This window comes from Vibrio sp. L5-1 (assembly GCF_021728315.1).
Taxonomy (GTDB): domain Bacteria; phylum Pseudomonadota; class Gammaproteobacteria; order Enterobacterales; family Vibrionaceae; genus Vibrio; species Vibrio splendidus_K.
This window is the reverse complement of record NZ_JAKKCQ010000003.1, coordinates 620457-644578: the sequence shown is the minus strand read 5'-3', so window position 1 is coordinate 644578 and position 24122 is coordinate 620457. Positions and strand designations below refer to the sequence as shown.

17 protein-coding genes are annotated in these 24122 nt (G+C 44.7%); 10 read left to right on the top strand and 7 right to left on the bottom strand.

Annotated elements, in window-relative coordinates; all coding sequences use genetic code 11:
• The first annotated feature begins 101 nt into the window (after positions 1 to 101).
• From L3V35_RS15290 to L3V35_RS15280, 3 genes are all read left to right on the top strand, one after another.
• The gene (locus L3V35_RS15290) at positions 102 to 1790 is read left to right on the top strand and encodes an NAD-dependent malic enzyme (RefSeq protein WP_004733414.1); all 1689 of its coding nucleotides are present in this window, start codon (positions 102 to 104) and stop codon (positions 1788 to 1790) included.
• Between the two features lie 214 nt (positions 1791 to 2004).
• Positions 2005 to 2805 (top strand): ElyC/SanA/YdcF family protein, encoded by an 801-nt coding sequence (locus L3V35_RS15285; RefSeq protein WP_237300196.1) that lies wholly within the window; start codon positions 2005 to 2007, stop codon positions 2803 to 2805.
• A gap of 196 nt (positions 2806 to 3001) precedes the next feature.
• Positions 3002 to 4372, top strand: a complete 1371-nt coding sequence (locus tag L3V35_RS15280) for a DASS family sodium-coupled anion symporter (protein ID WP_017089117.1) — start codon at positions 3002 to 3004, stop codon at positions 4370 to 4372.
• A 251-nt stretch (positions 4373 to 4623) separates the two neighbouring features.
• Here L3V35_RS15280 and L3V35_RS15275 read toward each other — a convergent pair whose 3' ends face one another.
• The gene (locus L3V35_RS15275) at positions 4624 to 4974 is read right to left on the bottom strand and encodes a GlpM family protein (RefSeq protein WP_004733411.1); all 351 of its coding nucleotides are present in this window, start codon (positions 4972 to 4974) and stop codon (positions 4624 to 4626) included.
• Between the two features lie 124 nt (positions 4975 to 5098).
• Positions 5099 to 6394, bottom strand: a complete 1296-nt coding sequence (locus tag L3V35_RS15270; protein WP_102450417.1) for a GGDEF domain-containing protein — start codon at positions 6392 to 6394, stop codon at positions 5099 to 5101.
• A gap of 304 nt (positions 6395 to 6698) precedes the next feature.
• Between L3V35_RS15270 and L3V35_RS15265 the strand changes: the two genes are divergently transcribed.
• Positions 6699 to 7523, top strand: coding sequence for a DUF2797 domain-containing protein (locus L3V35_RS15265; protein WP_237300195.1), 825 nt, complete (start codon positions 6699 to 6701; stop codon positions 7521 to 7523).
• A 283-nt stretch (positions 7524 to 7806) separates the two neighbouring features.
• Here the strand turns inward: L3V35_RS15265 and L3V35_RS15260 are convergent, their stop codons facing one another.
• Positions 7807 to 9030 (bottom strand): sensor domain-containing diguanylate cyclase, encoded by a 1224-nt coding sequence (locus L3V35_RS15260; RefSeq protein WP_237300284.1) that lies wholly within the window; start codon positions 9028 to 9030, stop codon positions 7807 to 7809.
• 402 nt (positions 9031 to 9432) lie between these two features.
• The gene (locus tag L3V35_RS15255; protein ID WP_237290192.1) at positions 9433 to 10317 is read right to left on the bottom strand and encodes a LysR family transcriptional regulator; all 885 of its coding nucleotides are present in this window, start codon (positions 10315 to 10317) and stop codon (positions 9433 to 9435) included.
• Positions 10318 to 10555: 238 nt separating this feature from the next.
• Here L3V35_RS15255 and L3V35_RS15250 point away from each other — a divergent pair, with 238 nt between their 5' ends.
• Entirely contained in the window at positions 10556 to 11227 is a 672-nt protein-coding gene (locus L3V35_RS15250) for a type 1 glutamine amidotransferase domain-containing protein (RefSeq protein WP_237300194.1), read from the top strand.
• A 156-nt stretch (positions 11228 to 11383) separates the two neighbouring features.
• On the opposite strand, the gene L3V35_RS15245 is transcribed toward L3V35_RS15250, so the two are convergent.
• Both L3V35_RS15245 and L3V35_RS15240 read right to left on the bottom strand, forming a co-directional pair.
• Positions 11384 to 12619 carry a cysteine desulfurase-like protein gene (locus tag L3V35_RS15245; protein ID WP_237300193.1) on the bottom strand — a complete coding sequence of 412 codons (1236 nt, stop codon included), beginning with the start codon at positions 12617 to 12619 and terminating at the stop codon, positions 11384 to 11386.
• Positions 12603 to 13259: a 2OG-Fe dioxygenase family protein gene (locus L3V35_RS15240; RefSeq protein ID WP_004733405.1), complete on the bottom strand. Its 657-nt coding sequence runs from the start codon at positions 13257 to 13259 to the stop codon at positions 12603 to 12605. The genes L3V35_RS15245 and L3V35_RS15240 overlap by 17 nt, the downstream gene beginning before the upstream one ends.
• Before the next feature lie 1107 nt (positions 13260 to 14366).
• Here L3V35_RS15240 and L3V35_RS15235 point away from each other — a divergent pair.
• The 5 genes from L3V35_RS15235 (at position 14367) to L3V35_RS15215 (ending at position 22083) form a co-directional block, all read left to right on the top strand.
• Positions 14367 to 15311, top strand: a complete 945-nt coding sequence (locus tag L3V35_RS15235; protein WP_237300192.1) for a hypothetical protein — start codon at positions 14367 to 14369, stop codon at positions 15309 to 15311.
• Positions 15312 to 15825: 514 nt separating this feature from the next.
• Complete coding sequence (gene trxB / locus L3V35_RS15230; RefSeq protein ID WP_237300191.1) at positions 15826 to 16785, top strand: thioredoxin-disulfide reductase; 960 nt, start codon at positions 15826 to 15828, stop codon at positions 16783 to 16785.
• 161 nt (positions 16786 to 16946) lie between these two features.
• A complete protein-coding gene (gene cydD / locus L3V35_RS15225) occupies positions 16947 to 18731 on the top strand; it encodes a cysteine/glutathione ABC transporter permease/ATP-binding protein CydD (RefSeq protein WP_099165423.1) in 1785 nt (594 codons plus the stop codon).
• Positions 18724 to 20445: a cysteine/glutathione ABC transporter ATP-binding protein/permease CydC gene (cydC, locus tag L3V35_RS15220; protein WP_237300190.1), complete on the top strand. Its 1722-nt coding sequence runs from the start codon at positions 18724 to 18726 to the stop codon at positions 20443 to 20445. The genes cydD and cydC overlap by 8 nt, the downstream gene beginning before the upstream one ends.
• Positions 20446 to 20676: 231 nt before the next feature.
• On the top strand, positions 20677 to 22083 hold the full coding sequence (locus L3V35_RS15215; protein ID WP_237300189.1) for a hypothetical protein: 1407 nt from the start codon (positions 20677 to 20679) through the stop codon (positions 22081 to 22083).
• 82 nt (positions 22084 to 22165) lie between these two features.
• Here L3V35_RS15215 and L3V35_RS15210 read toward each other — a convergent pair whose 3' ends face one another.
• A complete protein-coding gene (locus L3V35_RS15210) occupies positions 22166 to 24049 on the bottom strand; it encodes a methyl-accepting chemotaxis protein (RefSeq protein ID WP_004733396.1) in 1884 nt (627 codons plus the stop codon).
• Between the last annotated feature and the right edge of the window lie 73 nt (positions 24050 to 24122).

The window sequence follows — 24122 nt, the reverse complement described above, 5'->3', positions numbered from 1 at the left end:
AATATCATTTTGTTTGCAAAGATCGGAGGGAAACTATTTACAATTGAATAACTAAACCGTTATCATTTTTCGGTTACCCTTTCTCCCATATTAGGCATCCAATGAACAACGATAAACGCCCTCTATATATCCCTTATGCTGGTCCTGCTCTACTAAGTACCCCTCTTCTAAACAAAGGCAGCGCATTCTCTGCTGAAGAGCGCAGTTCTTTCAACCTTGAAGGCTTGTTACCGGAAACGACCGAAACAATCCAAGAGCAAGTAGGACGTGCATACAAGCAATATTGTAACTTCGAAAGTGATATGGATAAGCATATCTACCTTCGTAACATCCAAGACACTAATGAAACGCTTTTTTATCGTTTAGTTCAAAACCACATTTCTGAAATGATGCCTATCATTTACACGCCAACGGTTGGCGCAGCATGTGAGAACTTCTCAAATATTTACCGTCGTGGCCGTGGTCTGTTTATCTCATACCCGAACCGCGATCGTATCGATGACCTACTGAACAATGCGACAAACCACAACGTTAAAGTTATCGTGGTTACGGATGGTGAGCGTATTCTTGGTTTGGGAGACCAAGGTATCGGTGGCATGGGTATTCCAATTGGTAAGCTAGCACTGTACACAGCTTGTGGCGGTATCAGCCCAGCTTACATGCTACCAATCGTGCTCGATGTGGGTACAAACAACCCTCAACGTCTTGCTGACCCAATGTACATGGGCTGGCGTCACCCTCGTATCACAGGTGCTGACTACGATGCATTCGTTGAAGAGTTCATCCAAGCGGTTCAACGCCGTTGGCCTGATGCATTAGTTCAGTTCGAAGATTTCGCACAAAAGAACGCAATGCCACTGCTTGAACGTTACAAAGATCGCCTCTGTTGTTTCAACGATGACATCCAAGGCACAGCAGCCGTAACGGTTGGTTCTCTACTTGCAGCATGTAAAGCAGCAAACAGCAAACTTTCAGATCAACGCATCACCTTCTTAGGTGCGGGTTCTGCAGGTTGTGGTATTGCTGAAGCTATCATTGCTCAAATGGTGTCTGAAGGTATCAGCGATGCACAAGCACGCTCTCAAGTTTACATGGTTGACCGTTGGGGTCTGCTACAGGAAGGCATGCAAAACCTGCTTGATTTCCAACAGCGTCTCGTTCAAACCAACGAAAACACCAAAGACTGGGAAAGCGACGGCACTGGTTTCTCTCTACTAGACGTTGTTCGCCACGCGAAACCAACAGTATTGGTTGGTGTCTCTGGTGCTCCAGGTCTGTTCAGCAAAGAAGTCATCAAAGAGATGAACCTACACTGTGAACGCCCTATCGTGTTCCCACTGTCTAACCCAACAAGCCGTGTTGAAGCAACTCCAAACGACATTATTCGTTGGACTGATGGCCAAGCACTGGTTGCGACAGGTAGCCCATTTGAGCCAGTAACTCATAACGGCACCACTTACCCAATCGCTCAGTGTAACAACAGCTACATCTTCCCAGGTATTGGCCTTGGTGTATTGGCTGTGAATGCTTCACGTATCACTGATGAAATGCTGATGGAATCAAGCCGTGCGCTTGCTACGTGTTCTCCACTTGCTATCAATGGTTCAGGTGCGCTACTTCCACCATTGGAAGAGATTCACACCGTATCGAAGAAGATTGCTCTTGCCGTTGGTAAAAAAGCGATTGAGCAGGGTGTTGCACTAGAGATCACTGAAGAAGCTCTTCAACAAGCGATTGACCAGCACTTCTGGCAGCCGGTTTACCGTCGCTACAAGCGTACTGCATTCTAATAAAGCGTGCTACGCTCTCAATAAAGCGTACTGCGCTTGGAATAATGCGTACTGCGCTTTGAATAAAGAGCGTTAACGACTCTTACAAGAGCCTCTGCAACTGCAGGGGCTTTTTTCTTTACACTGTCTTGTCTTTTTAACTGATTTTTCTCATTTTTATTTGGTATTATCGAGCACTCAAAAATTAATGCTCAGTCAAAGGACCATACCGAGAGTGAAATTTGATTCTCACATTTTCCGTAGCTACTTATCAAAAGCTTACAAAAAACTGCAAGGTTTTCTGTTTGGCGCTTTCCTCGTGTTCTTAGTTGGCAGCGCTGCGGTTATTGCGATCGATTATTGGGTTTCATGGCAAGCGGAAGATCGCATCATCTACGATATTGATGACGTGCCCGAGCTTGAGGTCGCGGTTGTGCTTGGCACAAGCAAATATTTGGGTAGAACACTCAACGACTATTATAAACACCGAATCGAAGCCGCGATTGAGCTGTTCGATCGTGAAAAAGTTGACCAATTTCTACTGAGTGGCGATAACGCTCATCGCTCTTACAATGAGCCGTGGACGATGAAACGCGACTTGTTGAAAGCGGGTGTCCCCGATGAACGCATCAATCTAGATTACGCCGGTTTTAGAACCTTGGACTCGATTGTTCGCGCTAAAAAGATATTCGATACTGATAATTTTCTGATCATCACTCAGAAATTCCACTGTGAAAGAGCGCTCTTCATCGCCAATTCTTACGATATTCATGCGCAGTGTTTGGCGGTTTTAGGACCAACTCACCATTCGGGAACCTCAATACGTTTACGTGAAGTGTTTGCGCGCACCAAAGCATTCCTTGATCTGTATATTATGGGGACAACGCCAAAGTTCCTTGGACCTAAAGAGCCGATTCAACCCAGTCCAAAACCGGAATCATTTCCGATTCCAAACCCTATTACTGACCCCACTGTAAACCCTGTTGTAGACCCTACAACAAGCCCTATTTTAGAACCAGCAGAGACCGATGTGTAGAAAACTACACATTTTGAATTTGTTGCCTCACACTTCCCCATTGTTAAGCAAAAACACACCAACACTCCTTTATTAACTTGAGTAACATTCTTCCAACAAAGTCTGACCCTACATCAAGCTATATACCTCGAAAATAATAAGCACGACTCAATGAAGTCGTGCACCAATAAAACGAGGATAACAAAAGGAGCGTCTTATGACGGCACTTGTTACTACACTGAAACACTGGTTGTTTACCCGCAACAGCATGATATTAATTGGTAATTTCACGTTATTTGCACTTTTGCTCAATAATCTTCCTTTCGAAACACAAGTTAATACGGGTTTGAGTATTCTCGTGTTCGTTGCCATTTTATGGTTAACAGAAGCTATTCACGTCAGCATCACCGCTTTGCTCGTTCCCCTATTGGCTGTCTTGTTTGGTGTATTCAACACGCCCGCTGCGCTGGCTAACTTTTCGAACCCAATCATCTTCTTGTTCATGGGTGGCTTCGCATTGGCAGCCGCGCTGAACAAGCAAGAGTTAGATAAAGCGATTGCTGACAAAGTACTGTTGATTGCAAAAGGCAGAATGTCAGTCGCCGTGTTCATGCTGTTCGGTGTGAGTGCGGGTCTATCCATGTGGATCTCTAACACAGCCACCACAGCAATGATGCTTCCTCTTGTTCTAGGCATCATGAACAAAGTTGACCAAAGTGAAGACCGTAACACCTACGTGTTCGTACTATTGGGTATCGCTTACTGTGCTTCAATCGGTGGTATCGCAACCTTAGTGGGTAGCCCACCAAACGCAATTGCTGCCGCAGAAGTTGGTTTAAGTTTCACAGAATGGATGGCGCTAGGTCTACCTATCTCAATGATCTTATTGCCAATCACAATGGTTGTCCTGTACGTGATGACTAAGCCAAAGCTCGACCATAAATTTGAGCTAGACCACGCTCCTGTAGAGTGGACAAACAGCAAAAAAATCACACTGTCTATCTTCCTTTTAACCGTAACGCTTTGGATATTCGGAAAACCAATCAACGCAATGATTGGCGGATTCTCTAAGTTTGATAGCTTGGTAGCGATTGGTGCCATTGTACTGCTTGGCGCTTCTAGAGCGGTTGAATGGAAAGACGTTGAGAAGACAACGGATTGGGGTGTACTTATCCTGTTCGGTGGCGGTATCTGTTTAAGTAACATTCTGAAAGCGACCGGAACCAGCGTATTCCTAGCACACTCACTAAGCGGATTTTTAGAAACAGCAGGTATACTTCTTACGATTCTAGCCGTAGTAGCGTTCGTGGTATTCCTAACGGAGTTTGCGAGTAACACAGCGAGTGCGGCATTGCTTGTCCCTGTATTTGCAACCATTGCTGAAGCGCTGGGTATGTCACCTGTTATCTTATCTGCACTGATTGCGATTGCCGCATCTTGTGCCTTCATGCTACCAGTCGCGACACCACCTAATGCGATTGTATTTGGATCTGGTCACATCAAACAAAAAGAAATGATGCGAGTCGGTATGGTGTTGAACTTAGTTTGTATCCTAGTACTAACACTGTTCGCTTGGATCTTCTGGTAAGCACTAACGCCCTATAGACTTATGTTTATAGGCAAGAGCTTATAGGAATGCCCCCAAAACTGGTTGAACTTCCCCCGGCTCAACCAGTACAAAAATGCCCGTTCAGCTAACAAGATCAGCTAAACGGGCATCTAGAAACAAGAAACGCTTTTCCCTTTTGGTGGCCCCGCGCCACCTTTTTTGTGTCAGCTTGTCACCTTTTTTGTATCAACTTGCCACCAACCACTCATTACCGTTCTAAGACCTGGCTCTCACGCCACACTTGGCACCAAACGCGTCCAACCTAACAACAGCATAGAAGCACACATAACCCAAACGACAGTGGCTAAAGAAAGCGTCGATACCAGATTGTAGCGATAACTGAACACATAAACCGCGCCAAGATAAGCCGCGTATGGCACAAGCGAGAACAAGCCAAAGAGTGCCGTGGTACGTAACTCCACCATGGTTTGTTCCGTGCCAACTATGTAGTGAGCAATTAGAGCAAAGGTTGGAAACAACGGCACTAAGCCTGCGATGTAAAAGCTCTTACTTTTCGACAGCAGCGCAATCAACAAAACAGCCGCCGCACCAAGCAGACATTTAAAGAACAGTGAAATCATTTTTTATATGTTATCCAAGCAAATCAACAAAGGCTCTAGAGGGTAAACTCATATAGCGCCCATAAAAATGCCACACGTCACATATGCACGTGTGGCTTATAAACTAACCAAAACAATTTTCAGATTAGTGACTCAAGATCACCTGATTTCGGCCTGAATGCTTCGCTTGATATAGAGCTTCATCAGCGCGAGCAATGGTCTCTGTCACCCGCTCTTGTTTCATCTCAGCAATACCGATACTGCAAGTGAGTGGATCGCCATGAACCCAAAGGTGCTGGCTGACTAAAAGTCGGATTTTCTCGGCCTTTCTTTGTGCTTCGCCAAGATCAGTCTCAGGGCAAAAAACAATGAACTCTTCACCACCCCACCTCACTAATTTGTCGGAAGCGCTGATCGAACTGCCGACCACCATGCTGAATTCTCGTAAAATATGATCACCCATTTGGTGTCCGTATTTATCGTTGACGCTCTTGAAGTAGTCAATGTCGAGATACAACATACTCAGCTTTCCATGCCCCTGCTTTACCTGCTGAGACTGCATTTTTAGCCAATCACGAATCGCGTGTCGGTTGAGAATCCCAGTCAGTTCATCACGATGAGCCTTTTCTGAAAACTCAAAGTTTTGCTCTCTCAGTGCTCGATTGACGTTCTTTAAGTGATGATGTCTTTTCTCTGCAAGCACCATGCGTTTTCTTGAACGGTTTAACTCAGACAATAAGAATACGGTGCCTGTACCAACCCAAACAAACAGTAAGATAAGGAACAAGCTTTCGCCTGAAATATAAGATCCCTCGAACTCAATACTGCGGATGACTATTCTGTGGTGACCCAGTTTCGCACCAGACGCGGTAGCAAACTCGACCATATTCACGTTCGAATACTCAGGCGCCGAATGCTCTAGCGCAATCTCGTTATCCGCTAACCACCATGTCATTACTTGCAGGTTTTTGATCGGAATCTCAATCACACCACCATCCACGCCAGGAGAAAACTCCATCCCGTTGTACTTATGCGTGTACTCGTCATCAGGAACCGAATAAGCAGGATTATAATTACGCAGGTAAGTTCGCAAACGGCCGCTAGAATCAGCCTCCGCATGGTAATCAATATTGACTCTAAAGGTGTGGTACTGAGAAAGGTCAAGGCCAGTGGTAATGTCTGGGTTGATACGAATCGATAGGCCGCAATAAGGCCACGGATACTCAGACTTTTTAAGCTCACAGTCGAGAATATACTGACCATTTTGATAAGATAACTGGGACGTACTGACACCCCTATCCACTTGATCGCTGGTCGCGATAAACTCATATTTATCCGGCGTAATTGCCGTTATCACACGATTTCCGCTCACACGGTAATACTGGACAATCGCCAGTGTCGTGATAACTAAAAAGATGACTATTTTATGGATCCACTTCACGTCTAAGCTTCCGGCTTAAGGTCCCTATAGTTGGGATTTCACGATAAAAAATAAGTAAGTTAAATTAGTGATCTTAATGCCAATAATTTACTAAAAAACGTTATATCACGCCTGAACAAAATGTCATACCCTAATTTTGAGCGAGCGTTTACTCATCAATTATCCATCGCAATAATCAAGTAATATTGCGTATTAAAACGGACTCTATTTGTTATACTCATCGCATAATCATCGTTAACCGTAACGCCTGCTTACAGAGCGTCCGAGTCGACGAAATAATAATCAAAATACAACGAGTAATGTCATGTCTTTATTAGCAAAAGGAACACTCAAGAAAATGAGTGCTTCGCTCGATGGTGCGGTTACCTACCGTTTACCTATCGGTGAAGAGTTTGTAGAGCTAAACCCTCTGATTGGTAAAACCATCAACCTCACTCACACCGGTAATATTTTTTGCTGCTCATGTGGCAAGAAAACCAAGAAAAGCTACTCTCAAGGCCACTGCTTTGTGTGCATGAGAAAGCTAGCAAGCTGCGACATGTGCATCATGAAGCCTGAAACTTGCCACTACGATCAAGGTACTTGTCGTGAGCCTGAATGGGGCGAAGCGAACTGCATGGTTGATCACTTCGTTTACCTATCGAACACATCAAGCCTAAAAGTGGGTATCACTCGTCACACTCAAATTCCTACTCGCTGGATTGACCAAGGAGCCACTCAAGGCCTACCGATCTTGAAGGTAAAAACACGTCAGATTTCTGGCCTGATTGAAGTTGAGTTAGCCAAACACATTGCCGACAAAACCAACTGGCGCACGTTGCTAAAAGGCGACGGTGACGATATGGAGTTGGTAGAAAAAGCCAAAGAGCTATTGCCATTGGTTGAGGATAAAATCCAAGAGATCAGAGCGAAGTTTGGCGACGATGCCATCGAGATTCTTAGTGAGAACATCACTTCACTGAGCTACCCAGTTGAGCAGCACCCGGTGAAGATTGTTTCTCATAACTTTGACAAGAACCCTGAAGTATCTGGCGTGCTGCAAGGCATTAAAGGCCAATACCTTATCTTGGATACTGGTGTGATTAACATCCGTAAATTTGGCTCTTACGAAGTAGAAGTTTCTGCTTAATAAGCCAACGGTTTTGAGATGATCGCTGTTTTGATAAACCAAAGCTAAACGGCTTTGATCGGTGAAAGCTAAACGGCTTTGATGAGCTAAAACCAAAATGCCCTCAGCAATTGCTTGAGGGCATTTTTGTATCATGACCAAACATTATAACGGGGTGACACCCTAGTTAGCTTTATTTTTATGCTTCTAAATTTATGGCTTTAGCTTCTAGATTTATAGCTTATGCTTCTAAATTGATTGGGGGTGCTAAATTGATCGAGTTTACTCAATAGATTGAAGTCGTTTAGTGCGGTAATGCTTGGCTTATATCGCTGGAAAACACTTCTCCGCACACGCAGTTCTTTCCATTCGCTTTGGCTCGATACAAAGATTGGTCTGTGAGGTTGACGAGTGCATCGATGGACACTTTTCCTTCGCAAGATCGACTATCACTCACTCCGATACTCACACTCACATTAAAACGAATCTGTTCGCCCACTTTGAACTCGACCTGATTAAATTGCTGTCGGATCTGATCAGAAACTTCTCGCGAAACGTTAGGTGACGCATTGGGAATAAAGAGAATAAACTCTTCTCCACCCCAGCGGCCTGCCACACCACCCACTCTCTCAACATTACGTTTAGCAATGTTAGCCAATGCGCAAATAACCTCATCGCCCACCATATGGCCGTAAGCATCATTGATCGATTTGAAGTCATCGATATCAAGCAGCATACTGACGACATGAGTATCAGAGGCAATATGTTCCCTTAACCACTCATAAATCGCTCTGCGATTGAGTAAGTCAGTCATTTCATCGTAATTCGCTTGATGAACCAATTGCTTTTCCAACATCACTTTTTGAGTGACATCTTCGAGCACAACCTGAACAGCCGGCTGACCTCGCCAAGTAATCGCATTATCGTAAATATTGAAGAATCGATGAATGCCATCGAAACCAATGTTTTCAACCACAGTGCTGGTTCCCGACAACTCACCCGACACGATCGCTTGATAGTGCTTACTGATACCATCCGTATTCTGTTTTGGCACCAATGTAAGGATAGAGTCCAGCTCTAAAACTTGCTCTATGGAAGAACCACCCTGCATTTTAACCCACGATTGATTGACCATCAGCGGTTTGAACTCTCGGTGAACCAAGATGCCCTGCCCTGATTGCATGATCATATCGTGATACATCTTATCTTGTTCACGCACCGCATTTTGTAGCTGGATCGCAGGGGAAAGGTCGATCACCGTGACTTGCAGTGCTGGCCGACCTTGCCACTCTGTCACATGGTCAATAGAGAATACTGTGAACTCTCGACCATTGCGATCAACATTAACATAGGTGTGGACCTGCGGATCGCGTTGACCACTGATCGTTTCAAGGTAATTTTGATAGGCTAAAACATGGTATTCTTCTGAGATTAGATCTAGGAAGCTATCTATATTAGTAAGTAGTTCTTCGGATGATTGGTATCCATAGATGCGAGCATAATTAGCGTCAACACTAACTACATTCATATCTTGAATAGTTATTACACCGTACGTGGATTCGAAATTTATTGAAGACATTGCCAACTCCGCACTCTCGCTACACTCCACAAACTGGAGCATAACAACACATCCTGCCAACGCTTCCACACAATCTTTCACGCGTTAGGGGCATTAATATGGTATCTAGTATATCGTACTGCTACAGGCTTCTCTACAATTCTATCGCTAACACGAGTCACTAAAAGTAGACAAGTATCTCAATCCTATTACTCGCGTCAAAAAACAAAAAAAGATAACGTATATCTATGTAAGCATTAGCTTTTCTGTTTTCCGCTTTAAAGTCGGTAGCTAGAGCTAATCACGACTCTTTTCAAATCCTTTTATTATTCCTTTTCTATCTTGTTGGCTGTTAGCTTGAAACCTTGTCGGTTATTCATTCCAATCCGAAAAGTAAGCGACTAAGAAGTCGATCGCTAACCGTGCTCTCTGGGGTAAAAAACGACGGTTTTGATATACGACCCAACTGCTGGTTCCCGCTCCCCAATACTCTTCTAACACCGGGACCAGTTTTCCATTACTAAGGCCACCATTGAAACTGCTCTTAGGTAGATAGACAACACCAAGCCCCTCTTCACATGCTTTAAGTACTGCACTCGAATTATTACTGCGCCAGCGCCCATGCACTCGCACTGCATTTAACGGTTTGCCCTCTTTCTCAAATAGCCACTGATCACTGTTGGCGATAATACAGCTGTGTAACTTTAACTGCTCTGGGTGAGTTGGCGCACCAAATTGATCTATATAATCTTTACTGGCTGCTGCCGCCATCGGGCGATCGACGAGCTTTCTTGCCACCAATCCTGAATCGTCCAATCGGCCATAACGAATCGCGAAATCGATGCCATCTTCGATGAAGTTAACCATCTTGGTATTGAAATTCATTTCTATGGTGAGCTCAGGATGCTCTTTAGCAAATTCCATCAGCGCCGCCGCGACATGGTTTTCTGCAAATGCACCTGCGGCACTCACACGCAAAGTACCGCTAAGCTGAGTCTGCTGAGAAGTCACTTGCTCGTTCGCTTGCTGAAGCCCAATGACCAAATCTCTACACTGCTGATAATAGGTGTGACCCGATTCGGTCAGGCTCACCATTCGTGTAGAGCGTGCAAGCAATGCCACACCCACTCTCTCTTCTAACCTTGAAACTTGACGGCTTACATGACTGGTACTGCAACCCAGTTGTTTTGCTGCTGCAGAAAAGCCGTGACACTCGGCTACCGCAACAAACTCATTAATACCTTCAAAGCTATCCATACTTCACCTGTTTACATATAACGAATTCACATCCGACTAATTCTCACCCTACTATTGCTATATAGCAATAATGTTTTGTCTATTCGGCATATTATCACTCAAATGGTTTACTACTAGTATTACAGCTAACGAAACAGCGGTATCTCAATTGAAAACTTTGGTTTTCTAAATAAAAACCACGATGCCTAAAGCAAACAACGACGCTGAAACCAAACAAACGTGCTCAAAGGGACGAATCATGAAAAAAATACTAATACCTGTAACTAACCACGCAACACTAGGCGATACCGACCAAGCGAACGGTACTTACGCGCCTGAACTGACTCATGCTCTCAAAGAGATCATTGCTGCGGGTTTTGAATACGACATCGCTTCTATCAAAGGTGGCAAAGGCCCATTGTATGGAACCGATATTGAAGGGGATTCAGTAAACGCCGAGATCTTGGCTGACGATGACTTCCAAAACCGTATTAACAACACGATTCCTGTAAGCCAAATTAACGTAGAAAGCTACGATGCTATCTTCTACCCAGGTGGTTTCGGTTTGCTTTCTGACTTAGCAACCGACGAGCAATTCGCAGCTATTGCGGCTAAGCATTATGAAGATGGCGGTGTGATCGCGTCTGTATGTCACGGCCCAGCAGCACTGCTTCCGATTGTTTTAAGCAACGGCGAGAAGCTATTGAGCTCTAAATCGGTGACTGGCTTTACACGCGAAGAAGAGATCGACTTTGGCACAATCAATGACATTCCGTTCTTATTGGAAGAATCTCTTGCTCGCAGCGCAGCGCGTTTCAATAAGGTTCAACCTTGGCATGAGCTTGTGATTGTTGATGAGCGAGTGATTACCGGTCAGAACCCAACCAGTGCGCACGCAGTAGGCGCAGCTCTGGTCAAGCACCTTTCTTAGTTAAATCAAGGTCTTATTTGAATAACTGGCGTTGATCAAATAAGATCAATCAAACAAAAAGAGCACACTTCCTACTCAATATTCTTGAGAGAAGCATGCTCTTTTCTAATTCTGTAGCTATTAATGTGCTAGTGACTTCTTGCTAGTCGCTTCTTACTAGTTACTTCGCAAGATCCCTTCAAGCACATTGAACAACAAGTCGATCTCTTCAATCGAGTTGTAATGCATACAACCAATACGCACCACGCCTTGCTCTTCAATACCCAACTGTTTGACAAGCCCTAATGCATAGAAGTGGCCATTCCACACACAGATATTATGCTCACCTAACTTCTTAGCGATGAACTCTGGAGAGTAATTATCAAAGGTAATCGCAAACGTTGGGGTTCTTAGGTTCGAATCAAATTCGGTTTTCCCGTAAAGCTTTGCCCCTTCAAGATCGGACAAGCGTTTAAGGAAGTACTCACTGAGTTGGCTTTCATGCTTATTATAAAGCGCATAGCTTTGTTCTAAACGAGAACGCAATGAATCGGCTGGATCACCTAACTGCGCCAAGTAATCCACCGCCGCAATCACACCGGCAAGGCCTTCAAAGCTTTGTGTTCCTGTTTCAAATCGACCTGGGCCGATGTTAGTCGCAGGCTCTACCTTGTAAGGCTTTAAAGTATGCAGCCATTGAGGCGCAACATAAGCAATGCCCACATGCGGGCCGAAGAACTTATAAGCTGAACACGCTAAGAAATCACAATTCAGTTGCTGAACATCAATCAAGTGATGCGGTGCGTAATGCACGGCATCGACATAAACCTGCGCACCATGCTGATGTGCAAGCTCGATCACTTTCGCCATGTCGACAATCGAGCCAGTGGTATTCGAAGCAAACGTCACCGCGACAAGCTTGGTTTTCTCGTTAAGCAGCGATTCAAAATGCGCCATATCCAAACTACAATCCGACTCGTCTACACGAACTTGGCGAACAATCGCGCCTTTGTCGTCTGCCGCTTGCTGCCAGCTAGATACATTTGAGTAATGGTCTAACGCCGTGACGATAACTTCATCGCCCTCTTTCCAATCGCGGCTGATCGCTCGGCTAAGTTGGAAGGTCAGAGATGTCATGTTCGCGCCGAACACAACGTTGCCAGAAGACTCCGCATTGAGCAGTGCTTGCGCCGCTTCTCGCGCTTGCTGCATTAAGCTTGTGGTCTTTTGGCTAGAAAAATAGTGGCCGCCTAGGTTTGAATTGAAATGCCCTAAGTATTCGGTCATCGAAGCTAAAACATTCTCAGGCACCTGAGATCCACCCGGACCATCAAAAAAGGTCACAGGCTTGCCGTTATGATATTGCCCTAAAGCACTAAATTGTTGGCGCACATCATTAAGAGTGAAGGACATTGCGCGCATCCTTAGCTGTTAGAACAAACACATCCATATAGCCCATCTCATCGTGGTCTATGGTGCGAATCGGTTGTGCATTGTGCCAAAGCTTACTGTCTGCCAGCATCGCAACCTCGCCATCACCTAGCACCTTTCTAAAGAATGGCGCTTCATGTGAGTCTTGATACAGCATGATTTCACCACCCACAATGTTGTGACGGTTCACACCGATCAAAGCGATATGGTCAAAACCATCTTGGTGAACCCCTTCTGGAGCAACCTGAGTCTCTTCAAAAATAGCGGCAATGCGGATCTGATGGATTTCGATTTCTTGCCCGTCTTCAAGCCCGTTGGTTTCTATAAACAGCTCACACATTTCTTGCATGCCTTCACTGCTTAGAATCTTCGCTTCAATCGGCTCGAACTGACGAACAACGTCACCTTGAAAGTGATTAATGTTTTCAGACTGAACAAAGTTATGTTTGTCTTGCTCAACGACTTGTCCATTACTGAATTGAACCACCGAGTATCTTCTCAATCGAAACTGGCCATCCGCATGCTCTGTGCTTGGTAGCTTAGAGAATGATGGTGACAACTCCTCAACCGCATGGTTACTGAGGTGGGTAATATGTAGGGTATTTTCGTGAGCATGTAACATCATCGACTCCTTAATGATTGTTAATTAACTTTCGATATTTAACGTTTTGTTTACATAAAGGATACTTGAAGATCTTGTCAAATCAACATTAAACAATCATTTATCCCGTCAGATTTAATAATTCAGACACAAAATCCAATTTGAAAATCAAAAGCAGTGTATAACACCAGAATAAAAGATGACCAACTCTTAAAACTAGCACACTCCACTAGCTAGTTATAAATATCTAAAAATTTAAATTTAGCGATATTATTAACTAGCAAGTGATGTTTCATATTGTGTTAGCCCTTTCGCTTCAATACGCCAGCCTCCTTACCTGAGTTCAAGCATCACGCTCGTCATCATTCATTTCTATGCTTTTGCACAACGAAATACGACCTACCTATCAATTGCCAAGCTATTGATTATTTACACAACAAACTGAAATTGGTTAATTTATGAGTACGCCAGAATCCACACGCCTTTGCTTGCGCGTCTGGAACAGGTCGAGTTCGGGGGGAACTCGGCCGCCCTCAAATGGTTTACTTCTTCTTGGGGCTGGGACTTCACTGGTCTTCAATTTTTGAAAGCGCTTGAAGTCGAATATTACGAACGGAGTTGACTTGGTGTTTTTTGACTGCCAGAACATAGTTAGGTGCTCACAAATGTTCGAGGCTTTTCGCTAACACGTTTATGCCCCATTCCGAGTTTGCACACAAGAACGCAGATAAATCCCGCCACAAAATAGTTCGACTTTTACTAATGGCAGACCGCGCAACGCCGATGCGCGGAGCCTCCCAAGAATGAGCAGAAACAGCCATTTTGACCAATGATTGTCGCCAGCATTGTTATACAAGTTGGCTAGGAGGCATATCTCGCAATTGTACGAAGACTCGTTAGAGTAGAGCACCTAGAGCCCGTTATCGCATAACCTTTGGTCTCTCATCAATTGAGCCTCTCTTATGCAGCGATCTTTTTCACACCGCCCATTTTCACTTAGCCTGACAGATAAGACGCATTTTTCTTGGTCGAATTTGAACTGTTCTTGATAAAAGTTATATTTGTTAAGTAGTTACATACATGTTAAAACGCCACATGCATCAACTAAAAATCCCTTAAGGTATCGTAATGTCAACAGGCAGCATCGCCCCTAATTTTCATGAAGGCGCTAGATCAGAGTACCTAGCTCAATATGTATTAACCTCTTTTGGAACAGCTACATTAGTTCCAAGACCCGAAGATTATGGCGTAGATTTTTTTTGTAGTTTAGGCCATAGAATCGGTCAAAGGCTCCACATCGAGAACTACTTTAGCATACAAGTCAAAAGCAACACTAAAGATGTAGTCTACGATGGCAGAAAGTCCGTAGAGTGGCTAACCTCGCTTAATTCTCCATTATTGTTCTGCTGCGTTGATAAGAGCAAAAGTGAAGTAAAAATATACGCAGCACTTGGAATCTGCATGCTGTCTGCAAAAAACAGTTTGGAGTTTGTTCGGCTTATTTTTGAGCCAATACCCTATAAATACAATGAAGTACAAGGGTCTCCAAAGCCAATAGCAGAGCACAAAAATAACCTTCATGCAGATGTGTATTTAGGGGATCCAATTCTTGAGTTTAATATTGATAAACTATCAGACAAGGAGTTCTTGTCTAAGGCGAAATCAATTCTTAAGAAATGGATTGAAATCGATCAAGGAAACTTAGATCATCGTTCAATGGGTTACACTTTCTACCATATGCCTGGAGAGCATGTACCAAACCAAATGCCTCGTGAAGAAACTCATATTGTTGGCAACTTCTTAGATGCGCTCGATGACGAAAAGAATACCCAAAAGCACTATGACACGCTTTATAAGGTTCTCTCACAACAAGTTAACTGGGCTTCAAACTATCAGGACCGTGAGATGTTTAGAATATTGCATAACACCGCGCTCAGCATAGTGAAACTAAAACCTAACACTAAAGGTAACGGTGGAGTTACTCTTGTATCTTCTATAGTGTTCGGAGGACAGCATCTAAATGAAGATGTTGATCCATATTTTAGTGAAGTGTTTGGCCCGATTTTGCCTTAAAAGGAAATCGCGGACATACACTTGTCCGCTATGAAACTGGCACCAATAACTTTGTAATTACTTGGCTTGCATAAATTAAAGCGATACCCCGTGGCTGTCTATGCTCAGATTTGTCCAGCTCCGTGCATTTCGGCCTCCACAGGAAAGCGGTGGCAGACTGCGTTTAAGGATACTAAAAGTTATCCATGGGGTAGAAACAAGTATGTTGCTGTAACACGAAAATGTCCAATTGTGAGTTTAAGAACCTGCAACAAATCTCGCTCGCACCAAAACATACAGGCTTCTTCGGGTCGATTTCAAATCAACGGACGATAAGCGTGACTAACCAAATACAAGCCCACTTGGTACAATGGTTTTCACTGATCTTACAGCCACGAAAACGTTTGTCTCCATTAAGTTCTAACCTATAACGATTAATTACACTTCAGCCCTTGTTTAACCTTTTATTGCCTCCATATTTTCCATACAATCCTAAGCGATTATAAATAAAAACAATTTCAATTTCGGAGTCCTCATGAGCGACGTAAAGCACTGTAATTTATTGATTCTTGGTTCTGGCCCTGCTGGCTATACAGCTGCAGTTTACGCTGCTCGTGCAAACCTAAACCCTGTACTTGTTACGGGTATGCAGCAAGGTGGTCAGCTTACAACCACAACAGAAGTGGAAAACTGGCCGGGTGATGCTGAAGGTTTAACGGGTCCAGCTTTAATGGATCGCATGAAAGAGCACGCAGAACGCTTTGAAACAGAGATCCTGTTCGACCACATTAACGAAGTCGACCTATCTAACCGCCCTTTCCGTCTTAAAGGCGATTCTGGCGAGTACACGTGTGATGCATTGATCATATCAACGGGCGCATCGGCTAAGTACCTAGGTTTAGAGTCTGAAGAAGCATTCAAAGGTCGTGGCGTTTCTGCTTGTGCAACGTGTGATGGTTTCTTCTACCGCAACCAGAAAGTAGCGGTTGTTGGTGGTGGTAACACCGCTGTTGAAGAAGCACTTTACCTATCTAACATCGCGTCTGAAGTTCACCTAGTTCACCGCCGTGACACATTCCGCGCTGAAAAAATTCTAGTGAAACGTTTATTGGACAAAGTAGAGAACGGCAACATTGTTCTTCACACTGATCGCACGCTTGACGAAGTTCTGGGAGACGACATGGGCGTAACGGGCGTTCGCATTAAAGATACTCAGTCTGATAAGACAGAAGACATCGAAGTAATGGGCGCATTCATTGCTATCGGTCACCAACCAAACACTGAAATCTTCAAAGGCCAAGTAGACATGAAAGATGACTACATCATCGTTCAGTCTGGTCTTGAAGGTAACGCAACACAAACTAGCATCCCAGGCGTGTTCGCTGCAGGTGATGTAATGGACCACAACTACCGCCAAGCAATCACTTCTGCTGGTACAGGTTGTATGGCTGCACTGGATGCTGAACGCTTCCTAGATGGCCTTAACGATAAGTAAATCTGAGATTGCAGATTTGATTATCGGTGCTCTCGCCTCAGTAGATGCAGGGCGTCATCACATTTTGTTGTAAATCCCTAGAGCCCAGTGGTATATCCACTGGGCTTTCTTTTGTATACTAGCCGCCCTCAACAAATAATAATTATCATTAAGCCTTCATAATGGATAAGAAAAAACAACGCAGCTTGAACAAGTGGCTTAAGCAACAGAGTAAGTTAGCGAAACGCTGGCTTATGATTGCGATTAGCCTTGGCGTACTTTCAAGCGTGTTCTTAATTGCTCAAGCAGCTCTTCTCGCCTCTATTCTTCACCAGCTGATCATCGAGAATGTCGATAAATCTGAACTGGTTGGTCATTTCGCAGGCTTGGCATTATCGGTCGTTGGCCGTGCTGGCTGTACATGGGGACGTGAAATCGCAGGTTATCGCTGTGGTGAACAGATCCGGGTCTACATAAGGCAACTCATCCTTGATAAGTTACGTGAGTTAGGCCCTGCTTACATTAAGGGTAAACCTGCCGGTACGTGGGCAACCCTGTTGCTAGAACAAGTAGAAGACATGCAAGACTTCTTCTCTCGTTACTTACCTCAGATGTCTTTATCGGTAATGATTCCATTCATTATTTTAGTTGTGGTGTTCCCAGTAAACTGGGCAGCAGGACTGATCTTCTTGATTACTGCTCCACTGGTACCGATGTTCATGGCACTTGTTGGTATGAAAGCGGCCGATGCAAACCGTAAAAACTTCAAAGCGCTGCAGCGTCTTTCAGGTCACTTTTACGACCGTTTGCAGTCAATGACAACCATTCGTCTATTTGACCGCACCAACGCTGAAACAGAAGTACTTAAAGGTGCATCTGAAGTGTTCAGAACGCGTACTATGGATGTGTTGAAAATCGCTTTCTTGTCTTCTGCGGTACTTGAGTTCTTCACGTCTATCTCTATCGCGATGACGGCGGTTTACTTTGGTTTCACTTACATCGGTGAGCTTAACTTCGGCCACTACGGCGCAGGCATTACGCTATTCGCAGGTTTGTTTATCCTTATCTTAGCGCCAGAGTTTTACCAACCTCTGCGTGACTTAGGTACTTTCTACCATGCGAAACAACAAGCGGTTGGCGCAGCCGAAAGTATTGTCGAGTTCCTAGAAACCGACATCACTAAGGTTAAATCAGGCAACACTCAGCTCGATCCGGCTCAAGGCATCAATATTGAAGCTACCGACCTAAAAGTGTTAAGCCCTGAAGGTGTTCAATTAGTTGGTCCTATCTCGTTCGCATTGAACACTCGCCAATCGACTGCGTTAGTTGGCCCAAGTGGTGCGGGTAAAACAAGTTTGATCAATGCCATCCTTGGTTTCATGCCTTATGAAGGAAGCTTGAAAATCAATGGTATTGAATTACGTGACCTCGACTTAGCCTCTTGGCGTAAAACGATTAGTTGGGTTGGTCAAAACCCATTGTTGTTGCACGGCAGCATTCGTGACAACGTCACTCTAGGTAAGCACGATATTGCTGACCAAGTTGTCGAAAATGCTCTTGAGCAATCATTTGCTAGCGAGTTCGTTAACGAGCATGGCTTGGATTACATGATATCTGATCGCTCTGGTGGCCTGTCTGTTGGTCAATCTCAACGTTTGGCTCTGGCTCGCGCAATGATTCAAGACGGTCAGTTCTGGTTATTAGATGAACCAACAGCCAGCCTAGATACTCGTAGCGAACAGTTAGTGATGAAAGGCATCAATAGCAACATTGAAAGCCGCACTGCCCTGCTTGTGACGCACCAACTCGCTCCTCTTAAATCAGTCGATAATATTCTGGTTATGCGCGATGGTGGTCTGGTTGAACAAGGTCATTACTCTCAGCTTTCGACTGCGGGTGGTTTGTTTGAAGAGATGCTGAACGCGAACTTAGCTCAACAAGATAATAAGGGTAATTTAGATGCGTGATTTACTGCCTTACCTGAAACTCTATAAAAAGCATTGGTTTGGCCTATCGCTAGGCATGCTATTGGCTTTAGCTACTCTGTCGGCTTCTATCGGCTTGTTAACGCTATCAGGCTGGTTCATTTCAGCTTCTGCGGTTGCAGGCCTTACGATTGCACGTGAAACCTTCAACTACATGCTGCCGGGTGGTGGCGTACGTGGTTTGGCAATGAGCCGAACGGCGGGTCGTTGGGGTGAACGTGTTGTCAGCCACAATGCAACATTCAAGCTGTTAACTGATTTACGTATCTTCTTCTTCAAGAAGCTAGCTCCGCTGATCCCAGGTCGAATTTCGAACCTTCGTGATGCTGACCTTCTCAACCGTTTGGTTGCTGATGTCGACGCAATGGATCACGTGTACTTGCGCTTAGTAAGCCCAGTGACGGTGGGTGTGTTCGGGATTTTCTTCCTAACTCTGTTCTTGATGTGGTTCGATAGCTCACTAGGTTTAATCTTGGGTTCTATCCTTCTGATCATGCTGTTGGTTTGGCCAATCTTGTTCTACAAATTGGGCAAACGTAACGGTGGCGAGCTTACACAGAACAAAGCGGATCTTCGTGTAACGACGCTAGATTGGATTGAAGGCTACAGCGAACTGACTTTGTTCGGTGCTGAAGAGCGTTACCGCAATGCGATTCTAGAAACGCAACAGAAGCTGATGGCGAATCAGTTTGTGAATGCTAACCTAACCGGTATGGCGTCAGCAGCTCTGATGCTGTTCAACGGTTTGACGCTTGTTCTTATGCTTTGGCTTGCGGCTGACGGCGTGGGTGGTAATGCACCAGACCCGTTCATCGCGCTAATGGCATTCGCAACTATGGCAAGCTTCGAGCTATTAATGCCAATTGCAGGTGCGTTCCAGCATTTAGGTCAAACTCTGTCTTCAGCACGTCGCTTGAACGAAGTTATTTTGTCGGAGCCTGAAGTTCAGTTTGCTGAAGAGAAACTCGACATCAACAAGCCGCTTGATATTACGTTCTCAAACGTGACGTTCAACTACCCTGATTCTGAGCGTAGTGTTCTGAACGCTGTTGACCTAACGATCCCTGCCACGCACAAGGTTGCGATTGTGGGTCAAACGGGTTCAGGTAAATCGACTCTGATTCAGCTTCTGACTCGCTACTGGGATCCTAAAAAGGGCTACATCTCAATCGCGGGTATTGAACTGACGCAGTGGAACGAATCACAGCTTCGTGAATCAATCAGTGTAGTAAGCCAACGTGTCGATATCTTGAACGGTACTTTGCGTGACAATCTATTAATTGCAATGCCTGAAGCAGCGGATGAGCATTTAGCGAACATCTTAAAAGACGTGGGTCTTGAAAAGCTTCTTGACGGTAACGCGCTTGATAGCTGGTTAGGTGACGGTGGTCGTCAACTGTCTGGTGGTGAGAAGCGCCGTATTGGCATCGCACGTGCGATTCTTCATGATGCTCCTATCCTGCTTCTCGATGAGCCGACAGAAGGCTTAGATAAGCAAACAGAACACAGCATCATGACGCTGTTCGAGAAGCACTTTGAAGGCAAGACGGTTATCTTCATCACACACCGTTTGATTGGTCTGGAATCGATGGATTCTATCGTTCTGATTGAACAAGGCGAGATTGTAGAAAACGGTTCCCATGAAACGCTGTTAAACGAAGCAGGACGTTATTTCCAACTTCGCCAGGCAATCTAGTTCCTCATAAGTTATAAAGAAAACCATTCAAAGCCCGAGTTTATACTCGGGCTTTTTTGTGTCTGTGATTCTAGTATCGAGCAGCTACCAACCGACAACCAATAGCTTCAATAAATAACAAGTTATTAATTTGTAAGCACCATCAATACAAAACTTACAAAGGCTTACCAAGAGCAAATGCCATTTCTTGTAACATGCTGGCTTTATAGCTTGCAGATAACTTGGTTCCCTATGGTATACAAACTCACTATTCCAACTCTTGTTCTGACTACGATGCTCACTGCATGCGGCGGCAGCGACAGCAATAACACTAGCGCGTCAAAGAATGTAATCGATGCATCAAGCGCAAAATCCGTTGTTAGCTTAGGAAGCAATTACTCACTGCATTTCAGCGTGAAGTCGATTGCTGCGGGTACAGACAAAAACGTAAATATTGATATTACCCAGTACGGTAATACACAAAAAGCGAGCGGCAGTTTCGCGCAAGTCCACGGCATTCCTGAGCGCAATTACAAGACTCAAAGCGATGCAGATATCACCTTCTCTGTGACGGCAACAAACTCTGCGGGTAAGACATTCGACGTTGAAAATTTCAGTATTTACTACGAAAACTTTAACTCAACGAGCACTCTTGAAAAGCTTGCTATTGCAGAAGTTGAAAACAATATAAACAACGTTGTTCGATGGAAACAGGCCGATACTGTCACTATCAACAAGCAATTCATTACCGATAGCACGGGCGTGAAGTTTAATATCGATCAAATGAGACCGATGAACCTCTATGTTCGTGTGGGCAACACTTTAAGCAACGGCATTCAATTTGTTCCATCCTTTGCTCAAAGTAACTCAGAGACATTCGCCCGAGTCTCAACAAATGACTGTTCAGTTATCTCCAACACGACCGGTGACCTGCTCGCGAAGGGCATCAAGCAAAAGACTTGCGTAGAAGCGCACGGTTATCAGATCCCACTGTTAATTGAAAACAAATCTGCAAACAATTCAGAAGCAAAGGTCGCTCATATTAAGAACATCATGGAGTACTACCTTGATAGCTTCCCTGCTGAAGTGACTAAGGCAATTTACGACAGTAAAGCGACCATGGCATTCTTTTACGATGAAGATTGGTCTGACAGAGATGGCGGTGACTTCTTAGATGAGAATTACCGTTTCCAAGATCTATTTGCGACAGAAACCACTGACACAACAACAGGCGAGAACAAACCGGATTTAGTGGATCAGAGAGACGCTGCGTTTGAAGAGATCATCCACTTTGTACACGATTACGGTGTGATGAACCTAGCGGTACAATCGTCTTCTTCGAAATGGGCGACGATGCAAAAAGAGTTAGACGAGCTTAATGAGAAAGCAATTCTTGCGGGCTCTTACTTTCCAAACGGAAAAGACTCTACGATTGTCGAAGCTGATCTAGACGCTGAGTCATACGACCAAGAATACCTAGCCTACTCTCTTTACGCCTACTACGACTTGAACTATCAGGGTTACAGCACGCAAGAGTTAAGTTCAGCAACGTTCACTGAGCTGCAAGCGAACGACCCTGCGATGGTTAAATTTATGGAGCAGTACTTCCCTACTCGTGCAGCCCTTAAAGCTAAGTTCCCAGGTTATCCGAACAACTAATTTGGGTTCATAACTCTAACTAGCACGCACAAAAAAGCCGAATGTGATAATCACATTCGGCTTTCAAATTATCTGTTAGCGCTTACAGCTTAAAGCGGCTAATTTCGCTTTCTAGCTCGTGAGACAGCTCAGAAAGCTGCGCAGCTTGCTCTGCAGCTTGGTGTGCTTCGTCTGCTAGCTCGTTAGATACGTCACGGATTCCCTCAGTGTTACGAGTAATCTCAGACGTTACTGACGCTTGCTCTTCTGCAGCAGAAGCTATCTGTGTTGCCATGTCGCTAATGCGTTCAACAGCAGCGTGGATTTGCGTTAAGCTTGCAGCTGCTGAGTTCGCGTCATCAACACTGGTTTCAGCAAGACTACGGCTATCGTTCATGATGCTAACCGCTTTACCTGTTGTACCTTGTAGCAACTCAATAGTTTGCTGAATCTCTTGCGTTGAACCGTGTGTACGTTGGCTCAGAACTCGAACTTCATCCGCTACTACTGCGAAACCACGACCTTGCTCACCGGCACGTGCAGCTTCAATAGCGGCGTTAAGTGCAAGTAGGTTCGTTTGTTCTGCAATACCTTGAATGTTAGACAAGATAGCGTTGATGCTGTTGCCGTGCTCTTCAAGTTCTAGGATCACGTTAGTTGCGATTTGAACTTCTTGAGCAAGGTTTTGGATAGAGCTTTGAGTCTGTGTCACTTGACCAGTACCGTGCTCACACGCGCCAACCGCTTCAGATGAGTTCTGTGCAGTGTGGTCTGCGTTACCCGCGATCTCTTGTGTTGCTGCAGCCATTTCGTTAACGGCTGTTGCTACCATGTTGATCTCGTCTTGTTGCATTTGGATACGAGCACTACGTTCTTCAGCTTGAGAAGCTGTTTGACGTGCTTGGTTGCCTAGCGCAGCAGATACTTCGCTTAGCTTGATCACCATGGTGTGCATGTTGCCTACAAAACGGTTGAAGTTTTCAGCAAGCTTACCAATCTCGTCATCGCTCTTAGGCTCAAGACGTTGAGTAAGGTCGCCCTCACCTGAAGCAATTTCTTCAAGTGCCGCTGAAACACGGTTCAAATCACGGAATAGGAAGCTCACTAACCAAGACACTAATACGATTACGATTAACGTAATAATGACCGCCGTTGTGATCAACTGAGTAAGTAGTGTTGAGTGGTTCGCTTCTTCTGTTGCTTTGTCCATCTGAACCGCGAAGATCCAGTTAGTGTTAGGCACCTTCGTGAAGTAAAGCAGCTTCTCAGCGCCACGTTCTTTGATGATCTCGATGCTACCCGTACGCACTGCGTTCTCGATAATTGGCATAGAGATGTCGTTTGAAAGCTGGCTTACTGGCTTTAGGCTCAGTGCAGAATCTGGGTGTGCTAGGAATGTGCCGTCAGAGGCATCAATTAGCATTGCGTAAGCGTTGTCACCAACATCAAGGCTGATTACATCGTTCACTAGTTGGTCGATAAGTACGTCTGCACCCACTACACCAACAAGTTTGCCGTTATGACGCACAGGTTCTGCAATCGTTACTAGCAATGCTTTAGTGATCGCATCTTGGTAAGCCGTTGTGATGATTTGCTTACCTGCAGCGTTTGCTTCTTGGTACCAAGGACGTTGACGAGGATCGTAACCGGCGCGATTACGTTCAGGATGTGAACGGTACATTCCGCCTTCTGGAGTACCTAAAAAGATATCGTCAAAGCCACCCGCTACACGAGCTTGCTTAAGGAAAGGAACAACATCATCCTCTCGTGAAAAGTCATTAAATGCTGATGCGATATCGGTGCGGATATCAATCCAGTTTTTAATACCTTCAGATGCTGCTTCTGATACGCTTTCAGCTCGCAGGTATACGCCGTTACGAGTCTGTTCAAATAATTGGTTTGCTGATAACCAAGTTAACGCTGTTGCCATAACGACAACAGCAGATAGGCTAGCACCTATTAACTTCTGCTTAAGTGTTAGTTTCATGTCAAAGTTTCACGAGTAGTGGGAAATCTCGCGCATACTACCCAATATCAGTATTAAATTCGAGCGATTTTAT

Coding starts and splice junctions, on each gene's coding strand:
- L3V35_RS15290 (WP_004733414.1), top strand. CDS start 102: ATGAACAACGATAAACGCCCTCTATATATCCCTTATGCTGGTCCTGCT.
- L3V35_RS15280 (WP_017089117.1), top strand. CDS start 3,002: ATGACGGCACTTGTTACTACACTGAAACACTGGTTGTTTACCCGCAAC.
- L3V35_RS15275 (WP_004733411.1), bottom strand. CDS start 4,974: ATGATTTCACTGTTCTTTAAATGTCTGCTTGGTGCGGCGGCTGTTTTG.
- L3V35_RS15265 (WP_237300195.1), top strand. CDS start 6,699: ATGTCTTTATTAGCAAAAGGAACACTCAAGAAAATGAGTGCTTCGCTC.
- L3V35_RS15260 (WP_237300284.1), bottom strand. CDS start 9,030: ATGAATGTAGTTAGTGTTGACGCTAATTATGCTCGCATCTATGGATAC.
- L3V35_RS15255 (WP_237290192.1), bottom strand. CDS start 10,317: ATGGATAGCTTTGAAGGTATTAATGAGTTTGTTGCGGTAGCCGAGTGT.
- L3V35_RS15250 (WP_237300194.1), top strand. CDS start 10,556: ATGAAAAAAATACTAATACCTGTAACTAACCACGCAACACTAGGCGAT.
- L3V35_RS15245 (WP_237300193.1), bottom strand. CDS start 12,619: ATGTCCTTCACTCTTAATGATGTGCGCCAACAATTTAGTGCTTTAGGG.
- L3V35_RS15240 (WP_004733405.1), bottom strand. CDS start 13,259: ATGTTACATGCTCACGAAAATACCCTACATATTACCCACCTCAGTAAC.
- L3V35_RS15235 (WP_237300192.1), top strand. CDS start 14,367: ATGTCAACAGGCAGCATCGCCCCTAATTTTCATGAAGGCGCTAGATCA.
- trxB (WP_237300191.1), top strand. CDS start 15,826: ATGAGCGACGTAAAGCACTGTAATTTATTGATTCTTGGTTCTGGCCCT.
- cydD (WP_099165423.1), top strand. CDS start 16,947: ATGGATAAGAAAAAACAACGCAGCTTGAACAAGTGGCTTAAGCAACAG.
- cydC (WP_237300190.1), top strand. CDS start 18,724: ATGCGTGATTTACTGCCTTACCTGAAACTCTATAAAAAGCATTGGTTT.
- L3V35_RS15215 (WP_237300189.1), top strand. CDS start 20,677: ATGGTATACAAACTCACTATTCCAACTCTTGTTCTGACTACGATGCTC.
- L3V35_RS15210 (WP_004733396.1), bottom strand. CDS start 24,049: ATGAAACTAACACTTAAGCAGAAGTTAATAGGTGCTAGCCTATCTGCT.